Source organism: Singulisphaera sp. GP187, assembly GCF_900129635.1.
Lineage (GTDB): Bacteria > Planctomycetota > Planctomycetia > Isosphaerales > Isosphaeraceae > Singulisphaera.
Genome location: NZ_FSRB01000001.1, coordinates 1,369,658 through 1,393,163, shown reverse-complemented (window position 1 = coordinate 1,393,163; position 23,506 = coordinate 1,369,658). Strand labels below are relative to the sequence as shown.

The following is a 23,506-nucleotide window of genomic DNA, read 5'->3' as shown; positions in this document are numbered from 1 at the left end:
GCCTCCGGGGCGGACAGGCGGCCCGGTTTCCTTGCGACAGACACAGTATTTTCCACGGTTTCACCCCTGGAGATCAACGGTCGCATCTCCGGGGTTGCAACAAGACCGCCCGTCGGAACGGCTTCGCAGACAAGTCAACTCGGCAAGTGACCAACCCGAAGCGGGATGGTCGGCCCCTCGAATCCCCCCCCCCTCCTTGGCTACCGCGGCCAGACCGTTCGTGACATACACCTGGCCTCACCGGCTCGTGGCCATTGGGGGGCTCGTCTTTCAACCGAAGTACGTCGCCAATCTTAACCTGATCGAACCATGGTGGAAGAGGCTCCGATCGCGCTGGCGTGGAACGGATGGCGGTTCGCAGACGGGAAACTCGGATGTCGCGCGGTCGGAGCGGCAATGTCTCACAAATCAAGACGCCCGCCCATATTTACATGATACCGGCGGCACCGGCCACGTCGGACGCCGGGAATCGGAGCCGTTCCCGGCGTCAGGTGACTTCCCGGATGCACCACTTAGAAATCGAGATCAATACGCATCTGCGCTAATCACCTCGCCCCCCGCGATGGTGCCGAGTGCACGCCAGGTCATGCCACTGACGCTGCTTTTGATGAACTTGACGCTCCCGTCAGCAAACAGGGTGTTCACCCCCCCTGAGTGATAGCTCCGACTGGTGAAGGCCGCATACGTCGGACCGCCATCGTTCTCATTCGCGCTAATGATGTCGGTGTCGATCGGGCCCGAAGAGGATGGGCCGGGGAAGGTGAAGACCGTTCCCGCGGGAACGTTCGTCATGGTGCTTTTGTTGGGAGGCCAGGCCGTCGTGAAACCCGTGTGGTAGACGCCTCCATTCGACCAGCGCGAGTGGAATTTGTTATCGGGGACACCACAACTCGCATACTGTGCGGGAAGCGGGTCGGTCGGCCCGGGGAAACTGGATGCGTCGGGACTGGTGATGCTACTGAACAGACTGCTGCATTTGATCCGGGGCTGGAACGCTTTCACTTCGGAGAACAAGATTGTGTTCGATGTTCCATCGACGAATTGCGCGATGCTCCGAGCCTGGTTGACTGCGAACGCCCCGCGCGACGGCATTCCACCGCCAGAACCGATCCGAGAAGAGGGCGTGTCGGGCCAACTAAAGACGTACCAGTCGCCGTCGTTGGGACCGTAGTTCGTCGCGCCGAAGACGGTCCCACCGTCGTTGAACGCCCGCGTATTGGGATCGCTCGGACAGGCGAACATGTTGATCAGAAGGCCACAAATTGTCGTATTCGACGGCTGGCTATCCTTGACCGTAAAGTTCATTGCATTGAAGACCGCCCCTCCCTCGGCGAACGGCAAGGACTTCGCCAGGGCGCTCCAGTTATTTGTCCAAGCGACAGTCGGATAAGCCCCCTCTTTCATAATGTTCGAGGGCTGAAAGCTCCCGTTCGTGCTCTCGTAGTTATGGCTTGCAAGGCCGATCTGTTTGAGATTGTTGACGCATTGCATACGCCGGGCCGCCTCCCGCGCCGCCTGAACCGCAGGTAGCAGCAGCGCGATGAGAACGGCGATGATCGCGATTACCACCAACAGCTCGATCAGAGTGAATCCGCGACGACGATCAGGGATCATGGAGCGAGTCCTGCAAGAAAACTCGGTATCGAAGCCTAATTGCTTGGGCCAACCATAGAATGAAGCTCCAACCAACGTCAATATTATTTTTATCGATCATTTATTTTCATCTAATACTCTCATAACTTTCGCGTTTTTTCACGAATTAATCGCGCAATCTTCACACTCATGCGGTAAGCCCAAACTCTCGGACTCGAGAGGTTCTTTGGTAACCCCACTGTTCCTCGTAGCATCCTCTGAGGTGTGCCCTTTCTCACATCAAGGGCAATGGCCCAGCCGCCTTCACTTTGAGCTTTTCCAAAGTACGACGGGCTCATTCTGGTTTAACCGGATCCGGCTTCGCCTCAGGGTCGAAGAAGTGCGATGCTCCTCAGTCATGATTCGATCCTGGTGGCGGCGGATCTGCCTGGACAACAGGGAAACGCCTCGCTCGTCGAGGGTTTGACTGAAGTGTCGGCGGGTGCAGGTTCGGTCCTCGGCGAGCAACCGCCTCAACTCCTCGGCCAAGCGGTCGTGATTCGCGAGGATCGGGCCGGCCCGAGGTGAAACGGGTAGTTCGGCTCGAGGTCGTGGGCCAGAAATGCGTAGGGGCGGGATCCGAACGACTCGCTGGCCCGCTCAGACCAGGCGACTCCGTCTCCATTTGATCCGTGCGCCATCCGGCATCAAATCCATCGAATCAGCATTGATTTTCAGGACGAGGTACCCGACGGATCGGCCTTCACTCAATCTTAACCAATCACCCATCTCCATTTCATTCATCGTAGATAGACTGAATCGGAGACATCGACCAGTTTGAGTGTGTTCTCGGATGGCCGGTGGCTTTCGGTTTCTTTGATGAGGAGCGGGATGAACATTGCAGCGGTTGTGCCTATTGAACGTGATTCTTCGGTTTCACAACGGCGCTCGGGTTTTACCCTCATTGAACTCTTGGTCGTCATCGCCATCATCGCCGTGTTGATCGGTCTCCTCCTCCCCGCCGTGCAGGCCGCCCGTGAAGCCGCCCGGCGTGCCCAGTGCACCAATAATCTCAAGCAAATCGGCCTGGGATTTATGAACTTTGAGTCGGCCAACAGTCATCTGCCTCAGGGGCCTTATGACGGCCAATCCCCTGATTTTCTTTGCTGCGACGCAGATGGAGTCGACGGCTGGAACCACTTTTTCAAGATCTTGCCTTTCATCGAGCAGCAGCAACTCTACAATCTGGCCAACTTCACCATTCCTCCCGCAAAGACCCGAGACAAAGCGCTGAACGGCGAGCTCTACATCGCGCGAACGGCGATTGCGGGCTACTACTGCCCGTCGCGACGGGTTAACGAACGGTACGGTTCCGATCCAATCACGTCGGTCTCCCGGAATGACTATGCGGGATGCCAAGGCTTCAGGACGGGCTTGGCGGCAAGCTGTGCCCCCGCTTCGACGCAGCCTGCCCCCCCGAATGGTCTGCCTGACAGCACGAAGGACGCTAGCACGACGTATAACCGAGGAAACTTTGCCGGCTCCAAAGGCGCCATCGTCTGGAGTGGCACGGGAGTCAAGCGGTTGTTAGCCGACTTCAAGGATGGCACCTCGAACTCGATCCTGTGCGCGGAAAAATCCATCTCCCCGAAGGGATTCGGCAACGAAGGGGGCGACAACGAATACTGGCAGAACTCGGGCTGGGACGAGGATAACACCCGCGCTCATTTCGTGCCCACTCCCGACAGTGCGAACCCTTGGTTGTGTGATGCCTACAAGACTCCCCCCAGCCCCAATACAGGCTCGGCGATCTGGCGGCGGAACTTCGGTGGCCCTCACTCCGGCGGCATCAACGCCGTGTTTGGAGACGGCTCCGTCAAGTTCATCAAGTTCACCGTGAATCCGACGACATTCCGCAAGCTGGCAGTCATTGACGACAACGAGCCTCTCAGCTCCGACGAGTATTGATCCAACGCAATCTTGAGTGAAGGTGAATGACGATGAGACTTCGATTCTTCCTGGCGACCCTTCTGTCGCTCCCGTGCCTGGCTCTTGTTGGCTGCGGCGGTTCGCCCTCCTCCCCCAACGCGACGGTCGAGGCCAGCACCGCACCGCTGAGCGCCGCCGACGTCGCCAAGGCCGAGGATGAGTTGAAACAAGCGACGGACGGAGAACGTGCCCAGCAAAGCCAGAACCTTGCAGGCAAGAAAAACGGTCAGAACCGCTGACAATCAAGACCGCCCGGCGAGAGAAACCTCGAACGACCGCAGTCGGGTGCCTCTGGGATTGAGGCGTAAACCGTCCCGCGGCCACCTCTTGACGTCAGGTCAAGAAGCACCGCGCAGCCGTCTACGAGAGACCGGTTCCTTGTCGCCTCAACGGAGTGAACCCGTTGGGGCGACTGCGTTGGTCCACTCGAGCGGGCGACTTGGTCAACAGGCGACCCAGCCCTCGGCACCGTTCCTCAAAGCTGAAAATCCCCAGCTAACAGGTGGTCCTGGTCTTCCTTAACATCAATCAAAAACATGTGCATTCCTTGAGTGCTACGGGTTGGACTCAACCCGTGAGCGATCACCCAGGTTTTGGGCTCACGGATTGAATCCAACCCGTAGCACCCAGCGGCCTTTGCATCCCTGCGGTCGCCCATCAGAAAATCAATGAAAACCGAGACCAATGGCTTAGAGACTGTCCCATAAGCAGGGTTAGGCCGATTTTCGGTAGTGGAACTCGGCGTCCGCTGTCGAGGGCTTGAGTCGATTGAGCATCAATTGGATCATGGCCAATTTGACAAACGACTCCGACGACAGGACGCTCTTTTCACGGTCCTTGCTCAAGCGTCGACATCGGCCGAGCCACGCGAACGTCCGCTCGACCGTCCAGCGAATTGGCAGGAGCACCCAACCCTTGGCATCCTTGGGACGTCGCACGATGGTCAATTCCCATTGCTCGTGCTCCTGGACCCAAGCGTAGAGATCGAAGTTATGATACTTCGAGTCGGCGTACATCCGTACGACTTTGCTCATCGGTTGGCCGTCCAGCCGAGTGAACAGTTCGGTCGCCCCCTTGGCGTCGTCGACATCGGCGGCCGTCACCAGAACGGCCAGCAGCAAACCCATACTGTCCACCACAATGTGGCGTTTCCGACCATCGACGTTCTTGGCGTTGTCGCGGCCCCGCTCCTCGCCACCGGAGGTGGTGTCGACCGACTGGCTGTCGACACTCGCCGAGGTGCGGGGGTGGTAAGGCTTCTCTACCGTGCGGACTTTACGACGAAGTAGGTCGTGGATTTTGTCGAAAGTTCCATCGTGCCGCCACTCATTGAAATACCGCCAGACGGTGCTCTTGGGCGGGAAGTCCACAGGGAGGTATCGCCACTGGCAACCGGTGCGGAGGATGTAGAAGATGGCATCGACGACGTCCCGCAGGTCGGTCTTACGAGGCCGTCCGCCGAGGGGCGCAGGCGGGAGATGCGGCTCGATCAAGGCCCACTGCTCGTCGGTGACGTCGCTGGGGTAATGGTGGGTTCTCATACCACTTCTACGTCGCTCAGTGCTCGTTTGTTCCCCTTATGGGACAGTCTCTTAGCCTGTCGCTGACTTCGTCCCGGTTTTCACTTCGGCCGTTTCGGTCGCCGCCGAGCCCGAAATCCCGAAGAGGGTCGCCAGCTTCGCGCCACCGCGAAACAGGCGTTGAAGTGCAGGGGTCGACAAGCGATCGATCTGGCTGTACCAGGCGGTCACCATCCGGGTGAACTCGAGCATCTTCTCGAGTTGCTCGCGAGTGTAGTGCTCGGCGTCACCGCCCGACTCAGCCTCGTGGACGCAATGCTCCAAGAGTGCGATCGTGGGATCCATCTCGCGCCGCTTCCGCTCGGCCATGATCACCCGGAACGTCTCCATGACGTCCTTGAGCGCCTCGAACCGGTCCCGGCGATCGCCGATGATATGGACCCGACGGACCACTCCCCAGGTGATCAGCTCGCGCAGGCTGGTCGAGACGTTCGAGCGGCTCACGTCGAGGAGCTTGCTGATCTCTTCCGCGTCGAGCGCTTGAGGCGCCACGAACAACAAGGCGTGGACCTGGGCCATCGTCCGATTGATCCCCCAGGCCTGGCCCATCTCGCCCCAGTGGAGAACGAATTTCTGTGCGGCAGGAGTGAGTGTCACGGGATGTACCGCCATGTCTGCTCAAACAGTTTCTTCAGAAATAATACTCCGAAGTGGTTTCCACAACAAGGGAATGGCGATGGTCCAAGGGGGGCCCGGGCTTTGCGGCTCCTTTTTTTGGAGTTGATCTTCTCGGCCGTTTCGAAATGGGTTAACAGTAACGACTCGATCGATTCCGGCCTTGCGTTCCAGGCAGTTGCTCCGAGATCCGCGCCCTCTTGAGAATTCGGACAAAAGGTCAAACCGGGCCTGATCTGAAAAAACCATCCTTGCGACGGCCTGGTTCCCGCCGATGATCAGGATGATGAGTGGCGACCGACTCCACCGTGGTCGCATTTTTTCTGAACGGACAACCTGACAACCTGCTCCCCAATGCTTCCTCAGACCGCATCGTTCGCCATCCTCATGGATGCGGGGGTGAACCACCATGAAAATCGTCGCCGCTGCAATTCAGATGCCCTGCGAGCCGCTTCGCGTCGCCGACAATGTCGCGCGGGCCGACGCTTTGCTTCGTCAAGCCTATGAGGGAGGGGCGGAACTGTCCGTCTTGCCCGAGTTATTCAACACCGGCTACGGCCTCTGTCCCGACTACACGCCTTATGCCGAGGGTCGGGATGGCCCCACCCTGAACTACCTACGGCAGCGGAGCCGACATTGGCGGATGGACATCGCCGCCGGCTTCGTCGAACGCGAGGGAAGACATCTCTACGACTCGATCGCGTACGTCACGGCGACCGGGGAAACGCACGTCTACCGGAAGCGTAACCTGGTTTTCTGGGAGCGGTTCCGGTTCAAGCCGGGCCGCGACCCGTTGATCGTGACCACGCGTTGGGGTCGAATCGGCTTTGCGGTCTGTGCGGATATGATCTATCGCCGGGTCTGGCACCACTATCGCGATCGGATCGACTTGGCAATCGTTTCGGCCGCCTGGCCAGACTTCGCCGATCGCAATACCGGAAAAAAACATTGGCTCTTTGGCCACGTCGGCCCGCTCTCGGGCGCAATACCAGGTAAGGTTGCTCATGACCTGGGAATTCCCGTCGTGTTCGCGAACCAATGCGGTTCGACCCAGACGATGATTCCGGTCATCAAACAGCGCATTGCCGATCGGTTCGCCGGGCTCAGCAGCATCAGCGACGGACTCCACGGCGCGACGGTCCTGGCCGGTGTCGAGGAACAAGTCTTACTGTCTCCCCTGACCGTTCACTCTCATCGAGGACTCAAATCGTGGCGTTCTACGTCCCACTCGGCCCGCGTGGATTCCTCTTCCGGCTCGGAACTCTCTGGATCGGTATCCTCGGGGGTTGCATCTACTGGAGAGCAAGTCGGCGCCGGTCTCTGAACGCCACCCCGCCAACGCTCACCTTTGACTTGCCCGAGATTGATCTCCTACCATTGGGTGGCTGAAGTCCGTTGACCTGGCGGTGGCCTGAGGTTGTCGCGGCGAATGGTTGGCTCGCTTGGCACGTCCCCCTCCTTGGACTTCTCTGGGCCGAGCGCCTTCTCGACTCGGCGGCTGAATCCCACGAAACAAACTGGACGAGGGTTCGACGATGTGTGGCATCGCTGGTGCTTTGGACCTGAATGGTACGCGTGAGTTCCCGGCCCAACGGCTCCTGGCCATGACCGGTGCGATCGCCCATCGTGGACCTGATGACGAGCATATCCACATCGAGCCCGGGGTCGCCCTCGGGGCGCGCCGGCTCTCGATCATCGACCTGGCCGGCGGTCGGCAGCCGATCCCCAACGAACGCGGCGACATCTGGGTGGCGTTCAACGGCGAGCTCTTCGAGTATCCCGAGCTCCGTGAACAGTTGCTGGCGCGCGGTCATCGCCTGGCGACCCGGTGCGATACCGAGGCCTGGGTCCACCTCTACGAGGACCATGGCGAGGCGATGTTTGACCACGCCCGGGGCCAGTTCGCGGTCTCGCTCTGGGACCGCCAGAACCGAACCCTGATCCTGGGACGCGACCGGGTCGGCATCTGCCCGCTCTACTACACCGAGCGCGATGGCTGGCTCCTCTGGGGGTCCGAGATCAAGGCGCTGCTTTCCTCGGGCATGGTGCCGGCCGCACCGGACCCGAAAGGGATCGATCATCTCTTCTCATTCTTCTGTGCAGGGACGACACGCACCTATTTCGATGGGATCAAGTCGCTCGCCCCGGGTCACTACCTCAGAATCAAAGACGGCCGAGTCGAGGTCAAGCAGTACTGGGATCTCGACTTTCCCGACATGGGCGACGAGCGGCGACTCGACAACCCCGAGCCCTTGATCGACGAATTCGAGGGATTGCTCCGCCAGTCGGTCGAGCGCCGGCTGAGGGGGGATGTCCCGGTCGTCAGCTACATCAGCGGCGGCCTCGACTCGACGGTGGTTCTGGGCCTGAGCTCCCGGCAGCGAGGATCGGCGGTCCCTTCATTCACGGTCGGCCTGGACAATGCCGGTCCGGACGAACGTCCGCAGTCGATCGAAGCCGCGCAGGTGCTTGGCTCCAAGCTCACGACCGTGACGATGGACAAGGCGCAAATTGCCTCGGCCTTCCCCGAGCTGACGGTGGCGGCCGAAGGGCCGATCCTCGACACCTCGTGCGCGGCCCTGATGCGGCTCGCCCAGGCGGTCCATAGCCAGGGCTACAAGGTGGCCCTCACGGGCGAAGGGGCCGACGAAGCGTTGGCCGGCTATGTCTGGTTCAAGTCCCAGAAGGTGCGTGAGGCGATCGTCGGCAAGATCGGCGCACCGATCCCGCGGTTGTTCCGCAAGTTCATGCTGGGAGCGGTCGGCGGCGGATCGGCCCATCGGCCGGCCGAGCTCGCGCTCGGTGGGGTCAGGCCCGCACAGCAAGATATGTATGAGTTGATCAGCCAGGCCCGATCGACCCTCTACAGTGACCGGATGTGGAACCGGCTGGCCGATCACGACCCTTACTCCGACCTGAGCCTTACCAACGACCGGATGCAGCGCTGGCACCCGTTGAACCAGTCGCTCTACGTCGGCTACAAGGTGATGCTCGCCGGTCTCTTGATGATCTCCAAGGGCGATCGGATCGCGATGAACTCGTCGGTCGAGACCCGCTACCCATTCCTTGATGACGATGTCATCAACTTCTGCGCGGGGATCAGTCCCGACTACAAGCTCCGCGGTATGAACGAGAAGTGGATCCTCAGGCAGGTGGCCGCGAAGACACTCCCGCCCCAGATCGCCAACCGCCCGAAAACGATGTTCCGAGCCAGTCTCGCAAAGACCTTCCTCGGCCCCAATCGCCCCGCCTGGGTCGATCAACTCCTCAGCCCCGAGTCACTCCGGGAAACCGGCTACTTCGACCCGCAGGTCGTCGCCCGCGAACGAAGCTGGCAGATGATGATCCCGCGAATTACGCCACGTCGCCTCGCCTTCGACGTCGCCCTCACCTGCGTCGTCACCACCCAACTCTGGCACCACCTGTTCTGCGGCGGCGGACTCTGCGAATTGCCGACCTGGACGCCGACCACGATTAAAAACGTCGACATCCCGGAAGTTGTGACTTCCTAAAATTGCTCATAGCTCTGCCATCGGCATCAATCGATCCTGGTGGGCCGTGTCCACCCTACGAAATGCGAATTCCGCTCCCGTAGGGTGGCCACGGCCCACCACGATTCGCCTCCGCACCGCCAGATCACCCGCGCCCCGCGCGATCACAGTTCCGCGAGACGAAGCCGGCATCACCCCGCCTCGGGAACGAGAGCGCGGAGCAAAAGGCCGTGCGCATCGACCATCTCAATCGTCTCGTTGGCCGAGGGTGCCGGACCATCGCCGATCAGGATCGGCCGGTCCTCCCGGGTCGCGGCGCGCAGGCCATGGCTCCCTCGAACGAGGTTCGCGTCGAGCGGAATCAGATCGAAAAGGGTGCGGAAACCTAGCTTTTTCTGTGCCAGGCGGAGCATCGCTCGCCCTTGCGGCCATCGGAGCGCGGGATCGAAGAAGAGCTCGCACGGATCGTAGCCCGGCTTGCGATGAATATCGACCGTCCTGGCAAAGTCGGGGGCCCGGCGATCGTCGAGCCAGTACGGGTAAGCGAACCAGGCATCCGGGTCGGACAGGGCGATGAGCTCCCCCGACCGGGGATGGTCCAGCCCCCACTCGCGGCGCGACTCGCCGGCCAGGACCTGGGCCACCCCCGGTTGGCCGAGCAGGAGGTCGCGGACCCGCTCGATGTCCTGGACGTCGCGCACGTAGATATGGGCCAGTTGGTGGTCGCAGACCGCAAACGCACGGCTCTGGAAGGTCTCGAGCACTTCGCCGAACGGTCCGTCACGCGCCACCAAGAGACCGGCCTTGCGGAGCAGGCGATTGATCAGGATCGGACGCGAGACGTCGCAGTGGCCATACTCGCTGACGACCCAAACTCGCGCTCCCACCTGACGCGCGGCATCCAACAACGGAATACAGGCCGCGTCGAGCTCCCCGACCAGCCGGGTCATGTCCGAGTTCGTGGGTCCCTGACGTTGCGGTTCATAGTCGAGGTGGGGGAGATAGACCAGGCTGAGATCAGGCGGCGCCGACTTCAGGAGCGAAGCGGCGCAGCGCGCGATCCAATCGGTGCACGGGAGGCCGGCCCCTGGTCCCCAGAAAGTTCGGAACGGGAATGGGCCGAGTTCCCGTTCGAGTTGCTCGGTCAGTCCGTCGGGGGTGCCGGTGATGCCAAACGCCTTATTGCCGTCCGCGCCGTAGTGCGGCTTCGGGGTCACGCTGATCTCGACGGCCGCGCCTTGGTTGAACCACCAGAAGAGTTGGGCGGCTCGAAAGGACCGGCCGGCCGCGCGGGCCAGGCGTGCCGCGGTCTGATACAGCGGCTCGGCTTGAATCAAGGCGTTCGACTGCTGCCAAAACCGGACTTCTCCGGTTTCGCGGAAGAGCCAGCCGTTGCCAACAATGCCATGGCCCGAGGGCGGAAGCCCGGTCAGCAGGCTCGCCTGGGCCGTGCAAGTCACGGCCGGCACCACTTCACGAAGCGACCGGTGCCATCCCGCCTCGGCCAGGGCATGGAGCCGAGGCGCGTGCGCGAGCAGCCGGCCGGTCAAACCCACGGCGTTGATCAAGACGAGAGGGGCAAGGGCAGGTGTACGCAAGGCTTCCACTCAATCGAGAGTTTGCCAACCCAGGAGCTTCGCCGAACGCCGACCGCGTGATCACTCCGGGTGGCCTGCGCGGGAACCAGGGAAGAGTTTAACATTGAAGCCAGCGAGCCCGAAATATGCCCAGGGAGATGAGCGCGATGGTTGCCGGTGACAATGAGGCCTTCCCCCCCTATACCTACGTCCCGAAGGGACCTTGGCCGCACCCGACGAGTTCACCCCAGGGACACTCGGCGGGCCGTACTCATCCACCGGAGCCACCGATCGTGGCCGAGGCGTGGGACCGCTCGCCCGCTTACCTTCGCGGAATCGCCCTGTTCAACGCCGGTTATTACTGGGAAGCGCACGAAGCCTGGGAAGGGCTCTGGCATGCTCATGGGCGGAAAGGAACGACGGCGGACATCCTCCGTGGCCTGATCAAACTCGCCGCCGCGGGAGTCAAGGTTCGAGAACAACAGCCCGGAGGCATCGTGACCCATGCTCGCCGCGCCGCTGCCCTCTTCCGGTCGACTCAACTTCTGGCCGGGCAAACCCAGCTCGGTCTCAACCTTGGTGAACTTGCACTGAGGGCCGATCAGATCGCCGACGATCCTCCCTCCGACTCCGGCTCGCGCGCAGACCGGGTCGTTCGCGTGTTCGCCTTCCGTATTGAACCGCGCCACTGCAGCTCGCTCCACGACAATACCTGGTATGAATCAGGCGACTGATCGACCCGGAGTCGGTACGTGCGCATGCCCGCTAGCCCGATTCCTCCATGGCCGTCCTTTCTTCAATGACCGCCGATCCCCCGGCTGATCCTGAAGACATGCCCGTCCGGGTGACGCAGGTGCATCTCGCGGACGCCCCACGGCATATCGGTAGGCGGCCAAGCGACGTCAAGGGCCTGGTTGAGGCAATGCTGGTGAATCGCGTCCACGTCGTCGACCCAGATCGACATCCAGACGCCCTTGTCGGCCGTCACATCGCCTTCAGGGCCGAAGGTGGATTTCACGCCACCGTTGCCGCGCCCACCCTGCGCCCCCTGACATAGGAAGATCTCGCACACTCCAGAGCCGACGGCCCCGAAGGTTGGCGGATCGCCCCAGTCCCACTTCTTCTTCCAGCCAAGTGCTTCAAACCAGACGAAGCTCGCAACGATGTCCGAGACGTTCAGGATCGGCGTGAGGCCTTGGGCGTGCATGGACGTCTCCTGGGGGAGAGGAAACCCGGCACCCCCGGCCACATGGACGGAACCGTGTCGGGTCTCTGAATTGAAACCAGCGAGTGGCCGCTTGTCAACGTTTGTACAGGCAATTCAAATTCAAACGGAATCTCGATCGCCGCGAAACGGCGATCGTTTCGCCTGCCGGATTGAACTTCGGCCCTTGCATCCCATCGGATGACGACCCGTGCGCTTGCGCTCGAACCAATCCCGAACCAGCGACTTCGGGACGGCTCGGGGCGGGACGGAAACGCGAACCGGCCGTGCCTTCGAGGGAAGGCACGGCCGGCCGTGTGTCACCGATCAGGTCTCAGACCTTCGACCGATCATTTGAAGATCTTCTTGACACCATCATAGATCTTATCGAAGACGTTGTTGCTCTTATTGGGCGTGACCGTCGTCTTCTTGCGAACGACATTCACCCCCACGGGAACCTGTCCACCACCACTCTGAGCCGTCGTCGAGGTTGTCGTCGAAGTCGTCGTGGTGATCGGCGTCGGCGTCGAGAGTTCGGTCGACGTCGTGGGTGTCGGAGTCGGCGTCGGCGTCGGGGTCGGGGTCGGGGTCGGGGTCGGGGTCGGGGTCGGGGTCGGCGTAGCGGTTGAGGTCGCGTTCGCGTTCACCGTCGTGGCCGCCTTATCCGTCGGCGTCGGCGTCGGGGTCGGCGTCGGGGTCGGCGTCGGGGTCGGCGTCGGGGTGGCGGTTGGCGTTGTGGTGGTGTCGGCCGGCGGCGTCGCGGCCGATCCGGTTGGCACAGTCGGCGTAGCCTCAGGGAGTGGCGTCAGGTTACCCACGGTGTTCGGCGTACCGATCGCGGCCGTGGAGCCACCCGCAAGCTTCTTGAGGGCGTCGAGAATCGCCTGCGACTGATCAGTCGAGGTTGGAGTCGGGGTCGTCGTTCCTCCCGTGGTCGGCGTGCCGGTCGGGGTCGAAGTCGGTGTTGGGGTCGGGGTCTGCGTGGCTGTTGGAGTCGGTGTCGGCGTCGCAGTTGGCGTGGGGGTCGGGGTCGAAGGCTGCTGGACTCGGCTGCCGCCATTGAAGAGGGTGTAGACCGGGAACTGGCTCATGATCGAGTCAATGCCGGGCACCAGGCGGTTGACCTTGAACCGCGCCGGGGAGATGTTCCGGTACTTGACGAGGGCCGACTTGGGAACGAACTGGAACTTCGGCAGAATGTGTTGCAAGTCCTTGAAGTTCCGGGTCGCGGTCGGGTCGAGCAAGAACCCGTTGGCCGATGCCCGCTGGCGATCAGTGATCGTGAACGCGTCCGGCTTCGGCAGCAGCGTCTTGGACAGCATCTTGAGCTGGTCGAGGGTGATCCCACCGTTGAGCTGACCGTCGGCCGCGTAGTCGAAGAAGTTAAACCGGCGCTGAAGCACGTCGGGCTGATCGGGTTGTTCGCCGAAGAGCGTGCTCTGGGCACCGGTCTGGGGAATTCGCGAGGTTCCACCCAAGAGCCGAGCCATGGCTCCGGCCTCGGGCAAGCCCATCGCCGCCGATGAGTCGACGAAGGTCTGGATCTCCTGGGGAGTGATATTGCCGTTCTTGTTGGCGTCGATGATCGGGAAGATGTTGTGGTCGAGCAGATAGTTGATCGCGACCTCGCCCTCGATCGCCGCGATCGCGTTGCCGATATCGATCCGCGCGAACTGCCGGAAGTTGGGGCTTCCGATCAGATAGGGCGGATTCGCGCTGCCCATCTGGTCGTTGGCATCGAGAACGGGGACCGAGGTCCATGCGAGAATCGCATTGATCCCGTCCGGATTATTGTAGGCTGACAGGTCGTCGAGGGCGTGGTTCCCGAAGTTCAGGGTTCGCGCGCCCACCGGCTGAGTGAGATAGGCGTCGGAGGTGGCCCCGTTCGAAGCCAGGTTCGACCAGTAGTCGAGCGCCGAGGCGACCGTGGCGAACGATCCACCGACGATCGCCGCGGAGAGCGAGGTCCCCGCCCCGACGAACGTGAGATGGTTATTCGGGTCAACCGTCTGGCCACCGGTTCCCACGGTCGAGGTGGTCGTGGTGGTGGTGGACCCGCTTCCCGAGCCACCCACCAGGACGATCCGCCTGCGGAAGGTCGGCACGTCGATGGCGGGGGCCGCGAAGTCGGTGGTCGTGCTCCGGTTGACCGAAGCGAGGATCCGGTCACTGTAGATCCCGATATCACCGGCGGTCAATTGGGTGATCGGGGGGTTGCCGTTGGCGTTGTTCCCCGTGCTCGTCCCGGTGATCCCGAAGCCGCCAATCGTGACGCCTTCTTGGAAGATCGTCGCGGGTGTGAAGTTGAGCGCGGTTTGGAACGGTCCGATCGTGGGATCGACGGGGGTTTGACCGGGCCCCGTGGCGTAGGGGAACGGAATCGTGCCGGTCACCGACACCACCTCGTTGAGGATGGCTGGGAACGCCATCCCCTGGACGTCGCCGTCGTTGCGGTTCTCGGCGTTGTTGGTTCCCAAGCCTCCCGGTCCGCCCGTACCCGAACCACCGACGGTCGTCCCGCCGTTGCCGGAGCCGGTGCCGCCGCTCGTGCTGCCGGTCCCGGCCTGGAACGGAGCTCCGAACTGACCCGCGGCTCCGATGGGGGCGATCCCCAACGCCCGGAACTTCTTCAACTGGTTCTTGAAGGCGATCACCATCTGCGGGTATCGCCGATAGGCCGTGCCTTCGCTCGAGAACGTTTCGGTCGTGCCGAAGCCGTAGACCGACGCCACCACGCGATCGGCCTTGTTCGGCCGAACCGGGTCGTTGACGAACGGATGCTTGGCGACGTAGGCCGTTCCCTGGTAAACCGCGTCGGTCGTCGTCAGCGCGTTCGACGCCACACTGACCGATCGCTGATTTCCGCCGGTACCACCGGTGCCGCCGGTGCCGCCGGTGCCACCAGTACCGCCACCGCCACCCGTGGAGGTCTGACTTCTGAAGCTGACGAAGGGGTAGAAGACGTTGACCGGGAGGATCGTCGCCTGAGGAACGAACTGAGCGACCACTCCCGCGACGAGCGTGCCGTGGCCGTCCGACGTGATCGAGGTGGTGTTGTTCCCGTTACCCGTACCGCCCGTGCCACCACCGGTCCCGCCACCACCGGTGGTGGTCGCCGAAGTGATCGTCGCGGTATCGGTGTTACCGAACCCGTTGGTGACGACGTTGGTGCCGGCCGCGACGCGACCGCGGAACGGTGGGGAAAGGGCGTCGACGCCCGTGTCCACGACGGCGACGGCGCTATCCTGCCCATCGTAGGGCACACCGAGGGTCTTGAGGTCGTTCAAACCGATGATCGAGCCGCTGGTCGAACCGGCCAGGCTGGTCGTCGTCTTGAACTGCCAGATCCCATCGTCGTCGGACGCATACAGCGTCGTGCCGTCCGCCGAGAAGGTGATGCTCAGGCTCGAGTTGATGAAGCTACTCGAATCCTGGGCGCCTGAGGTGTGGAAGCCTTGGGCGAAGGTGGTCATCACCCCCCCCGGCGTAATCCGCACGATCCGGCCACCGATGTTACTGCCACCGGTGGTATTGCCATTGGTCACCGTCGGGGTAATGTTCCCGTTGGCGTCAATGGTCAAACCGACCGCTCCCGACCCCTGGATCGGAATCCGGACATCGGTCGCAGGTGTGATCGGGGCCGTGGTCGTGGCAATCGATTTCGTGTCCAAGAACAGGCCGGTCCCGAGATCGGCCACGAACAGGTTGCCCGCGCTGACCGGCGAGCCGATCGTGTTGAGCGTCGCCCCGGTCGAGGTCGTGTTCGTGGCCGCGGCGATCGGGAAGCCTTGTGAGAAGTAGCCGTACTGATCGAACGCGACGTCCTCGAACCGGCGGAAGTTCGTTGAAACGAGCGCCAACTGGTCGGGGGGCAGAGTGGCGGTCGTCGCCGCCGAGGCGGGGGGCGAGATCAGGAGATCGCCGCTGATGCCCTGAACACCGCTGACACCGGTCCGCGCGGGAATGCCACCGGCGGCAGCAGTGCCGAAGTCGGTGAAGACGTCATAGACCCGGGAGAGGTAATCCGCGTTGGCTGCCGTCAGGCCCACCTGGGGGCCGAGGGTAAAGCCGGTCTGCGAGACGCCCTGAGGCAGCGTGCCGTTGCTGAGGTTCTGGCCGGGTGAATAGCTGTTCGCATCGAAGAAGAGTCCGGCGAACGTGGTTCCCCCGCCGGCGGCCGACGTCTGCGACGCCGCCATCCCGCTTCCCGAGATCAGGCCTCGGAGGAACGTCTGGTCCTCGACCGGCGGAACCACGATCGCACTCGGATTGATGACGAAGCTGAGATTCTGCAAGCCGTCGGTCAGCGAGGCGAACGCCCCCATGAACGTGCCGTCCGGGGCGATCCGGTAGATCACGTTCTTGTTGGGGTCAGAGCGATCGACGCTGCTGACGAACATTGAGGGGCGACCGTCGAAGTAGCCCTCGGGGTCGAACGCGATGTCGTACCAGTTTACGAGACCCGAGGACGCTCCGACGGAGTTCGAGGCGTTGCCGTTGGTCTCGAGTTGGCTCAGAACCGTGTTCAAGTCGAAGAAGACCGACGACTTGCCGGTGGCCGGATCGACTCGGTAGATGACACCGGGACGATTGACAGCGCCCGTGTTCTCACCTGAGCCTCGCGAAATGGCGTACACCCCACGGCCGAAATCGCCGCCGGGGCCCGCCTCGATGCGGACGATATCGCCACCGAACGAGGTGTTCGGCGTCAGGAGGGACACCGAGGTCACCGGTGCCGCCGAGGGGAAAGTCGACGTCGTGGTGGTGGGGGAAGTGACCTGCACGGTACCCAGGAACGCATTAGTCGGCGTGGTCGCAGGCGTGAAATTCACCACGGGAGGGGCGACGGTCACGACGGGAGCGAGAAGGCACTTCTCCTCGAGGAGAGCCACCTGGTCCACCTGAAAACTTCGGCGACGCCGCTGCGCTGGGCCTCGCGCCTGCGGTCGGGATGGCTGAGACATTCCATTCTCTCCTTAGGCTGGACACGGTCCGTCCTGGACCGAGGCCGAGATGCCCGGCAGACTACGGTATCGGTGCGACCGTCGCTGGCGGTTGAGTCGAACCCGAGGCAAACCCGGCAACCGGTCGAACCGGCATGCGCGGACTGCCATTACGATCATGAATCGGCTAAATCCGATTCGGAACTCAACGAAAGATCTGATCTTGACGGTGGAATCGTTGGCAAGGACTGTTTCGGCCCTGCGGCCGCGAGGTCAGATACGCCACCGCCGGCCTGCGCGGATCACGATCGACCACGAGCGTCTGGGGATAGAGGGGGAGGTTTCGTCAGCAAGGAGTGCGAAGAGCACCGACCGGAATGGCGAGGAAGGCGAGGGAGAAGAAGTGTCCGCGGAGCGGAGATGCGGAAAAAACAAGAACGCCCTCATCCCGAATCTCTTGGCCCTCGGAAACCCGATGGGACGCGAGAAATCGGGGACTCCGTTCCCGATCAAAGGTCACGGAGCGTTGATGAGGGCGCAGGCGATCGATCGGGAGAGCAAGTGAACGAGAACCAGGAACGGCTTACTCAACGACCCCTTGGGGACCACCCGGAGGCCGGCCCTGGCTCTGCGCAAACTGCTGCTGAGCGGAGCCCGCCCGGCGTCGAACGTCGAGCTCAATCGCGCCGAAGGTCTGCTCGTGGCGCTGAATCGTCATTCCGAGAGCGGTCAGAAGACGCTTGGCCGTGTAGAAGTTCATCACGATCCGCTGGTTCGCCTTAACGTCCTGCCGCCCGGTCGCGAACGGCTGAGGATTCAAGCCGAAATCCAGAATCACTTCTTCCGGCGTCGCCGTGACCCTGCAAAAATTCGAGTACGACGGTAACGTTCCCGAATCGTCGACGACCACTTCGGTGGTCACTTGCTGATTCGGCTGTTGCGAGGCAACCGCCCCTTCGGGCACGTCTTTTTCACTCATGTCGTTCTCCCGTTTCAGGTTGATCCCCACCGAGACGGCGAAGGGAACCGAGCGTACCATAGCGATGCGGGTCCCACAACCAGACGTGGAGGACCCACCCCGACTTTTCCGTCAGGCCCCGCTTGACTTCAAGCGGTCTTTCCAAGCAACGGTGATTCCACGAGCCGATCGAGCTCGACGAGCGTCCGGGTCGATGCGCCGTACTGGGCCAAAACGTAGGCGCGCCCCGCCGCACCGCGGACGGCGGCAGTTTCCGGATCGTCCAGATCGGTGATCAAAGCCTCGGCCAGTTCGGCCGCGTCGGCGACCTGGCGGGCACCGCCCCGCGCGAGCAATTGCTCGACGGTTTCGCGGAAGTTCGCGGTGTAGCGGCCGAACAACACGGAGGAACCGAACGCGACCGGCTCCATCATGTTCTGCCCGCCACGGCCGGGAAGCAGGCTGCCCCCGACGAACGCCACGTCGGCCAGGCCCCAGATCGCCGACAGTTCCCCCATGGAATCGACGAGGATGACCGGCGGCGGGTCGAGCTTCGACCTCGGGACATGCGACTGGCTCCGCTGCAACACGGGTTCGCCGAGTTGCCTGAGCCATCCGGCAACCTTTTCAAACCGCTCGGCGTGCCGAGGGACAATCACCAAGCGAAGCCGCGGGTGCCGCAACCGGGCGGCCCGGTAAGCGGCGAGCGCGGCCGCCTCCTCCCCCTCCATCGTGCTCCCCGCCACAAACACCAGGTCGGACGCCGAGAGCCCGAGTTCTCTCCGAAGCGTCAGGGTCTGCGAATTGTTCCGGTCGGTCTCCAGGCCGTCATACTTGATGGAGCCGGTGACCCGTATCCGCTGGCGCGGGATGCCCAGATCCTCGAACCGCTCCGCATACTCATCATTTTGAACGGCGACCGTGTCGAGTCGGCGGAGTGTCGGTCCGAGCGGCCCGCGGAATCGTCGGTAGCCGCGATGACTGCGATGGCTCAGACGGCCGTTGACAATCGCCACCCGCGCTCCGGCCTGCTTCGCCGCCCACACGAGGTTCGGCCAAAGCTCGAGCTCCACCAGGGCGAGTACCGTCGGCCGGACCCGCGTCAGCGCCTGACGAGTGGCCCAGCTAAAGTCGAGCGGCGCGTAGAAAGTGACCAGGTCGGGGAACGCCCGACGGGCCACGGCCAATCCGGTGTTCGTCGTGGTCGAGATCACCACGTCCCATCCCGGCCGCCGTCGCGCCAGTTCCTCAACGATCGGCTTTAGCAGCAACACCTCACCGACGCTGACCGCGTGGAACCAGAGGCAGGGACCGTCACCGATCCGGAGCGGTGCCCTCCCGAGGACCTTCTCGGCCCACCCCTCGCGATACTTGCCCGCGCGAAACGCGCGAAGCAGCAAGATCGGCGAGCAAGCCAGAAGAATGGCCAGGTAGAGCACGTTCAGCACAAGCGGCATGGGGGGAATCCTTTCCCTTACCACGATACGGACAGCGACGCGACTGGCCGAAAACTTACGAGAGTGCAAGTGGCGTGCCCAGCCGCGGGCCAGACGACCGTAAAGTCGGCTGTCTCGGCCAATCGTTCCGAGCCAGCGCCATCCTCCGAGCCGCGAACATTGCTGGCTCGATGCCCTGCCCCGTTCTCCAACTTCTGCCCCTGAGGCGACATGCGTTGTCTTGGCCCCAAGAGTCTCGGCCCGAACACCTCGCCAGGTCACTGGTGAGGCGTTCGAGCCAAGTGGGATCCCTCATCGACGCGTCCTCATCGACGCTTAGAAAGGATCGGTCGTTGCCTCGTTCCGCATGTGGCAAGCTTTGAATTTTTTACCCGAGCCGCAGGGACAAGGGTCGTTCCGACCGACTTTTTTGCCAACGTTGCGGACCGGCTCCGGCTTCTTCTCCGTCGATTGCTGGCTGGCGGCAATGGCGGCGTCTTGCTGGGCGCGAACCCCCGAGGCGGGCGTCGCCGCGAGCTCGGAGGGGGCCGACTGGTGGATCGACTGGGCTCGATCCAACTGCCAGCGATTCCCCAGGTAAGAGAGGAAGTCGGGGTCGAACTGCTCGACCCGGAAGATCAGGTCGGTCACCTTGTCGGAGATCCCGTTCCACATCTCCGCAAAAATCTTCATACCTTCACGCTTGTACTCGACCTTGGGGTCGATTTGCGCGTACCCTTGCAGGCCGACCGAGCTCCGCAGGTGATCCATCGCCCGGAGGTGCTCCATCCAGCTCGAGTCGAGAATCTGGAGCACGAGCACCTTTTCCATCTCCCGCATCTCAGGGCGATGCCGAGCATCGAGCGCGTTGACAAGTGAGAGCCGAGCGTCCTCACGGGTCAGCGTCGCGAGCTCCGAAGCGGTCTTCTCGACCCCGAGCTCTTGCCGCGCCCAGGCCGCGAGCTCGGCCACCGCCTTGGAATCGGGCGGGCTCGCGGGCTTGCCCACGGCGGGCACAGGGCCATAGGCGGCGTCGATCCGTTGTTCCAGCTCCTTGGCGAGCCGGGCTCCCGGATAGTGCTTGCGCGCCACGCCGATCAAGAGCTCCTCGATCTCGGGGCGCAACATCGGTCGCAACTCTTCGGCGTCGATGGTCGTCCGGAACCGTTCCGACGCCCACTCCGCCAGCCCTTCACGGTCGTAACGCGGGCTCTGGCTCTGCGAACGCTCCGCGAGGTAGCGGGTCAGTCCGACCCGGACCGGGAACTCCGCTTCTTTTTGGCCGTAGAGTTCGCGGGATTGAGCCACCACCTGGGCGACGATCTTCGGTTTGGGCTGTCCCGCCCACTCCGCCGGATCGATGGCCAGACCAAACTTGTGGTGGAGCCATCCCGCCAACGAGCGGCGCCCCCAGTCCTCCTCGAGAAATTCGCGGGCCGGGGTCAGGTCGAGTGCGTGGATCGTCCCCGCGGCCTTCTCCGCCAGAAACTCCTCGAGCGCGTCCCGGTCGAACTCGAATTCGTCCCGGTCGTAATGCGCGAACTTCTTGAGATCCTTATCTTTGAGAGTCAGGCCGTAACGCGCATTGAACCAGGCGGTGAGCGACTGCCAGGTCCAGTCGGCCGGCTCGGCATCGGCCGGAAGGTTTTCCTCGACCGCCTCACGAATCAGATCCACGACTTGCCGTTCGGCCTGGCGGATCGCCTCTTCCTTGGCATCCTCAAAGGTCGCCCCTTTGAAGTCGCGAGCGTTCAGCTCGACACCGAGCCGCTGCCCGGCCCACTCCGCGAAGCTCGACGTCCCATAGTCGTCGGCCAGGAACCGATCGGCCGCGTCATGGACCTGGTTGTCGATCATGTCGAGGATCGAATCCTTGGCGGGGTTCCCGTCGAGCAGCCGCTGGCGGAACGAGTAGATCCGCTTGCGCTGTTCGTCCATGACCTCGTCGTACTCGAGCAGGTTCTTCCGGGAGTCGAAGTTCCGCTCCTCAACCTTCTTTTGGGCCCCTTCGATCCGCCGGGACACGAGCCGGCTCTCGATGGCCTCGCCTTCTTCCATCCCGAGTCGGGTAAGAACGGCCGAAACCCACTCGCCGGCAAACTTCCGCATCAGGTCGTCTTCGAGCGAGAGGAAGAACCGCGACGAGCCGGGGTCGCCTTGGCGTCCCGCGCGACCGCGAAGCTGGTTGTCGATTCGACGGCTCTCGTGCCGCTCGGTGCCGATGATATGCAGGCCTCCGAGACCGGCGACCTCGCGGCCTTCGGCCTTCATCACCGGTTCGTATTTGTTCACGGCTTCGGCCCAAGTTTCGGGCGCGACTTCGAGGCGCGTCGGGTAGAGCGGCCGCCCGTCCTCGTCGTTGAGCCGCTTCAAATCGGCCCAGGCCATGAACTCGGGGTTGCCGCCCAGAATGATGTCGGTACCACGGCCGGCCATGTTGGTGGCGATGGTCACCGCCCCCTTCCGACCGGCCTGCGCCACGATCTCAGCCTCGCGCTCGTGATACTTGGCGTTGAGGACCTGATGCTCGATCCCATGCCGGCGCAGCATGTCGGCGAGCTCTTCCGACTTCTCGATCGAGGTCGTCCCGACCAGGATCGGCCGCCCCTTCGCGTGGATCTCGCGAATTTCCTTGAGGATCGCCCCGAACTTCTCGGAGTCGGATCGATAGATGACGTCCGAGTAGGAGTCCCGGGTCAGCGCCCGGTTCGTCGGGATCGCGACGACGTCGAGGTGATAAACCTTGTAGAACTCGTTCGCCTCGGTCATGGCCGTGCCGGTCATGCCGGAGAGCTTCTTGTAGAGCTTGAAGAAGTTCTGCAACGTGATCGTGGCGAGCGTCTGGTTCTCTTCCTTGATCTTGACCCGTTCCTTGGCCTCGACGGCCTGGTGCAGGCCATCCGACCACTGGCGACCGGTCATCAACCGACCGGTGAATTCGTCGACGATGACGATCTCGCCGTTCATCTCGACGTAGTCGCGGTCGCGTTTGTAGAGGTGGTGCGCCTTGAGCGAGTTGTCGATCAGATGCGGCCACTCCATGTTGCCGGGCGTATAAAAACTCTCGATGCCGGCGATGCGCTCAGCCTCACGGATCCCGTCGTCATTGAGGTGACAGGTCCGCTCCTTCTCCTTGACCTCGAAGTGGGCATCCTTCCGCAAGAGGCGGGCAATCCGATCGGCCTCGGCGTACTTGCGGACATCATCAAACGCCGGCCCCGAGATGATGAGCGGGGTTCGCGCTTCATCGATGAGGATGCTGTCCACTTCGTCGATGATCGCGTAGTGGAGCGGCCCTTGTGACTGAAGCTCCTTGGTGGGCTTCATGTTGTCGCGGAGGTAGTCGAAGCCGAATTCGTTGTTGGTGCCGTAAGTCACGTCGCAGCCGTAGATCCGCTGCCGCTCCTCGGCATCCATATCCGACTGGATCGCGCCGACGGTCATGCCCAGGCCGCTGAACAGGGGGGTCATCCACTCCGCGTCGCGGCGCGCGAGATAATCGTTGACGGTGACGACGTGGACCCCACGCCCCTCAAGGGCGTTCAGATAGGCCGCCAGGGTGGCGACCAGGGTCTTCCCTTCGCCGGTGACCATTTCGGCGATATTGCCGCCGTGGAGCACCATCGCGCCCATCAGCTGGACGTCGTAGTGCCGCATCTTGAGATAGCGAGTTCCCGACTCCCGGCAGGCGGCGAACGCTTCGGGCAAGAGCGCGTCGAGCGTCTCTCCCTTGGAAAGACGCTGGCGGAACTCGTCGGTCTTGGCGCGCAGGTCGGCGTCCGAGAGAGCCTTCATGGCAGGCTCCATCTCGTTGATCCGACTCACGATCGGGCGCATCCGGCGGATTTGCCGCTCGTTGGAGTTACCGAAGAGCCGGATCAGCCCCTCCGAAACCCCCTCGGACATCGCGGAGAACGCGTCGGTCGTCTTATCCCAAAATTCGCTAAGCAGTTCCATTGCCAAGTTCGCCTTGCGCCGTGGATTCGGAATAGTCGCAATAAGTCAAGTGTAGTGCCGATCTTACATCAGCCCAAGAACACCGTCAACATCGACGCAATCTGCGTCATTACGCGGAGGTCTTACCGTTCAAGGGACACTGAATCGGGAAGATTTCGCCAACGAGTTCGCCGGTTCAGGCCCA

At 62.6% G+C, this 23,506-nt stretch carries 15 protein-coding genes; 6 read left to right on the top strand and 9 right to left on the bottom strand.

Features of this window, described 5'->3' with window-relative positions; genetic code table 11:
* Positions 1–525: 525 nt before the first annotated feature.
* Positions 526–1,614: a DUF1559 domain-containing protein gene (locus tag BUS42_RS05430; protein ID WP_074305925.1), complete on the bottom strand. Its 1,089-nt coding sequence runs from the start codon at positions 1,612–1,614 to the stop codon at positions 526–528.
* 363 nt (positions 1,615–1,977) lie between these two features.
* On the opposite strand from BUS42_RS05430, the gene BUS42_RS05425 reads away from it, so the two are divergent.
* From BUS42_RS05425 to BUS42_RS05415, 3 genes are all read left to right on the top strand, one after another.
* Positions 1,978–2,160: a hypothetical protein gene (locus BUS42_RS05425; RefSeq protein ID WP_074305923.1), complete on the top strand. Its 183-nt coding sequence runs from the start codon at positions 1,978–1,980 to the stop codon at positions 2,158–2,160.
* Positions 2,161–2,463: 303 nt separating this feature from the next.
* Positions 2,464–3,540, top strand: coding sequence for a DUF1559 family PulG-like putative transporter (locus BUS42_RS05420; protein WP_074305921.1), 1,077 nt, complete (start codon positions 2,464–2,466; stop codon positions 3,538–3,540).
* 32 nt (positions 3,541–3,572) lie between these two features.
* Complete coding sequence (locus BUS42_RS05415) at positions 3,573–3,800, top strand: hypothetical protein (protein ID WP_074310724.1); 228 nt, start codon at positions 3,573–3,575, stop codon at positions 3,798–3,800.
* A 474-nt stretch (positions 3,801–4,274) separates the two neighbouring features.
* On the opposite strand, the gene BUS42_RS05405 is transcribed toward BUS42_RS05415, so the two are convergent.
* On the bottom strand, positions 4,275–5,102 hold the full coding sequence (locus tag BUS42_RS05405) for an IS5 family transposase (protein ID WP_074305915.1): 828 nt from the start codon (positions 5,100–5,102) through the stop codon (positions 4,275–4,277).
* Between the two features lie 51 nt (positions 5,103–5,153).
* Positions 5,154–5,753 carry a GbsR/MarR family transcriptional regulator gene (locus BUS42_RS05400; RefSeq protein ID WP_074305913.1) on the bottom strand — a complete coding sequence of 200 codons (600 nt, stop codon included), beginning with the start codon at positions 5,751–5,753 and terminating at the stop codon, positions 5,154–5,156.
* A 412-nt stretch (positions 5,754–6,165) separates the two neighbouring features.
* On the opposite strand from BUS42_RS05400, the gene BUS42_RS05395 reads away from it, so the two are divergent.
* Together BUS42_RS05395 and asnB are read left to right on the top strand one after the other, a co-directional pair.
* Positions 6,166–7,080: a carbon-nitrogen hydrolase family protein gene (locus tag BUS42_RS05395; protein ID WP_074305910.1), complete on the top strand. Its 915-nt coding sequence runs from the start codon at positions 6,166–6,168 to the stop codon at positions 7,078–7,080.
* A gap of 211 nt (positions 7,081–7,291) precedes the next feature.
* Entirely contained in the window at positions 7,292–9,268 is a 1,977-nt protein-coding gene (gene asnB / locus BUS42_RS05390; RefSeq protein ID WP_074305908.1) for an asparagine synthase (glutamine-hydrolyzing), read from the top strand.
* A gap of 170 nt (positions 9,269–9,438) precedes the next feature.
* Here asnB and BUS42_RS05385 read toward each other — a convergent pair whose 3' ends face one another.
* Entirely contained in the window at positions 9,439–10,845 is a 1,407-nt protein-coding gene (locus BUS42_RS05385) for an alkaline phosphatase family protein (RefSeq protein WP_074305906.1), read from the bottom strand.
* 146 nt (positions 10,846–10,991) lie between these two features.
* Here BUS42_RS05385 and BUS42_RS05380 point away from each other — a divergent pair, with 146 nt between their 5' ends.
* Positions 10,992–11,558 carry a DUF309 domain-containing protein gene (locus tag BUS42_RS05380; protein ID WP_074310722.1) on the top strand — a complete coding sequence of 189 codons (567 nt, stop codon included), beginning with the start codon at positions 10,992–10,994 and terminating at the stop codon, positions 11,556–11,558.
* A 62-nt stretch (positions 11,559–11,620) separates the two neighbouring features.
* On the opposite strand, the gene BUS42_RS05375 is transcribed toward BUS42_RS05380, so the two are convergent.
* The 5 genes from BUS42_RS05375 to secA form a co-directional block, all read right to left on the bottom strand.
* Positions 11,621–12,031: a bleomycin resistance family protein gene (locus BUS42_RS05375; RefSeq protein ID WP_074305904.1), complete on the bottom strand. Its 411-nt coding sequence runs from the start codon at positions 12,029–12,031 to the stop codon at positions 11,621–11,623.
* A 347-nt stretch (positions 12,032–12,378) separates the two neighbouring features.
* Positions 12,379–16,992, bottom strand: a complete 4,614-nt coding sequence (locus BUS42_RS44265) for a type VII secretion-associated serine protease mycosin (protein WP_216821008.1) — start codon at positions 16,990–16,992, stop codon at positions 12,379–12,381.
* A gap of 562 nt (positions 16,993–17,554) precedes the next feature.
* Positions 17,555–17,950, bottom strand: a complete 396-nt coding sequence (locus BUS42_RS05360) for a DUF3467 domain-containing protein (RefSeq protein WP_254053322.1) — start codon at positions 17,948–17,950, stop codon at positions 17,555–17,557.
* 128 nt (positions 17,951–18,078) lie between these two features.
* The gene (locus BUS42_RS05355) at positions 18,079–19,386 is read right to left on the bottom strand and encodes a 3-deoxy-D-manno-octulosonic acid transferase (RefSeq protein ID WP_074305899.1); all 1,308 of its coding nucleotides are present in this window, start codon (positions 19,384–19,386) and stop codon (positions 18,079–18,081) included.
* A gap of 315 nt (positions 19,387–19,701) precedes the next feature.
* A complete protein-coding gene (gene secA / locus BUS42_RS05350) occupies positions 19,702–23,322 on the bottom strand; it encodes a preprotein translocase subunit SecA (RefSeq protein ID WP_074305896.1) in 3,621 nt (1,206 codons plus the stop codon).
* Positions 23,323–23,506 lie beyond the last annotated feature (184 nt).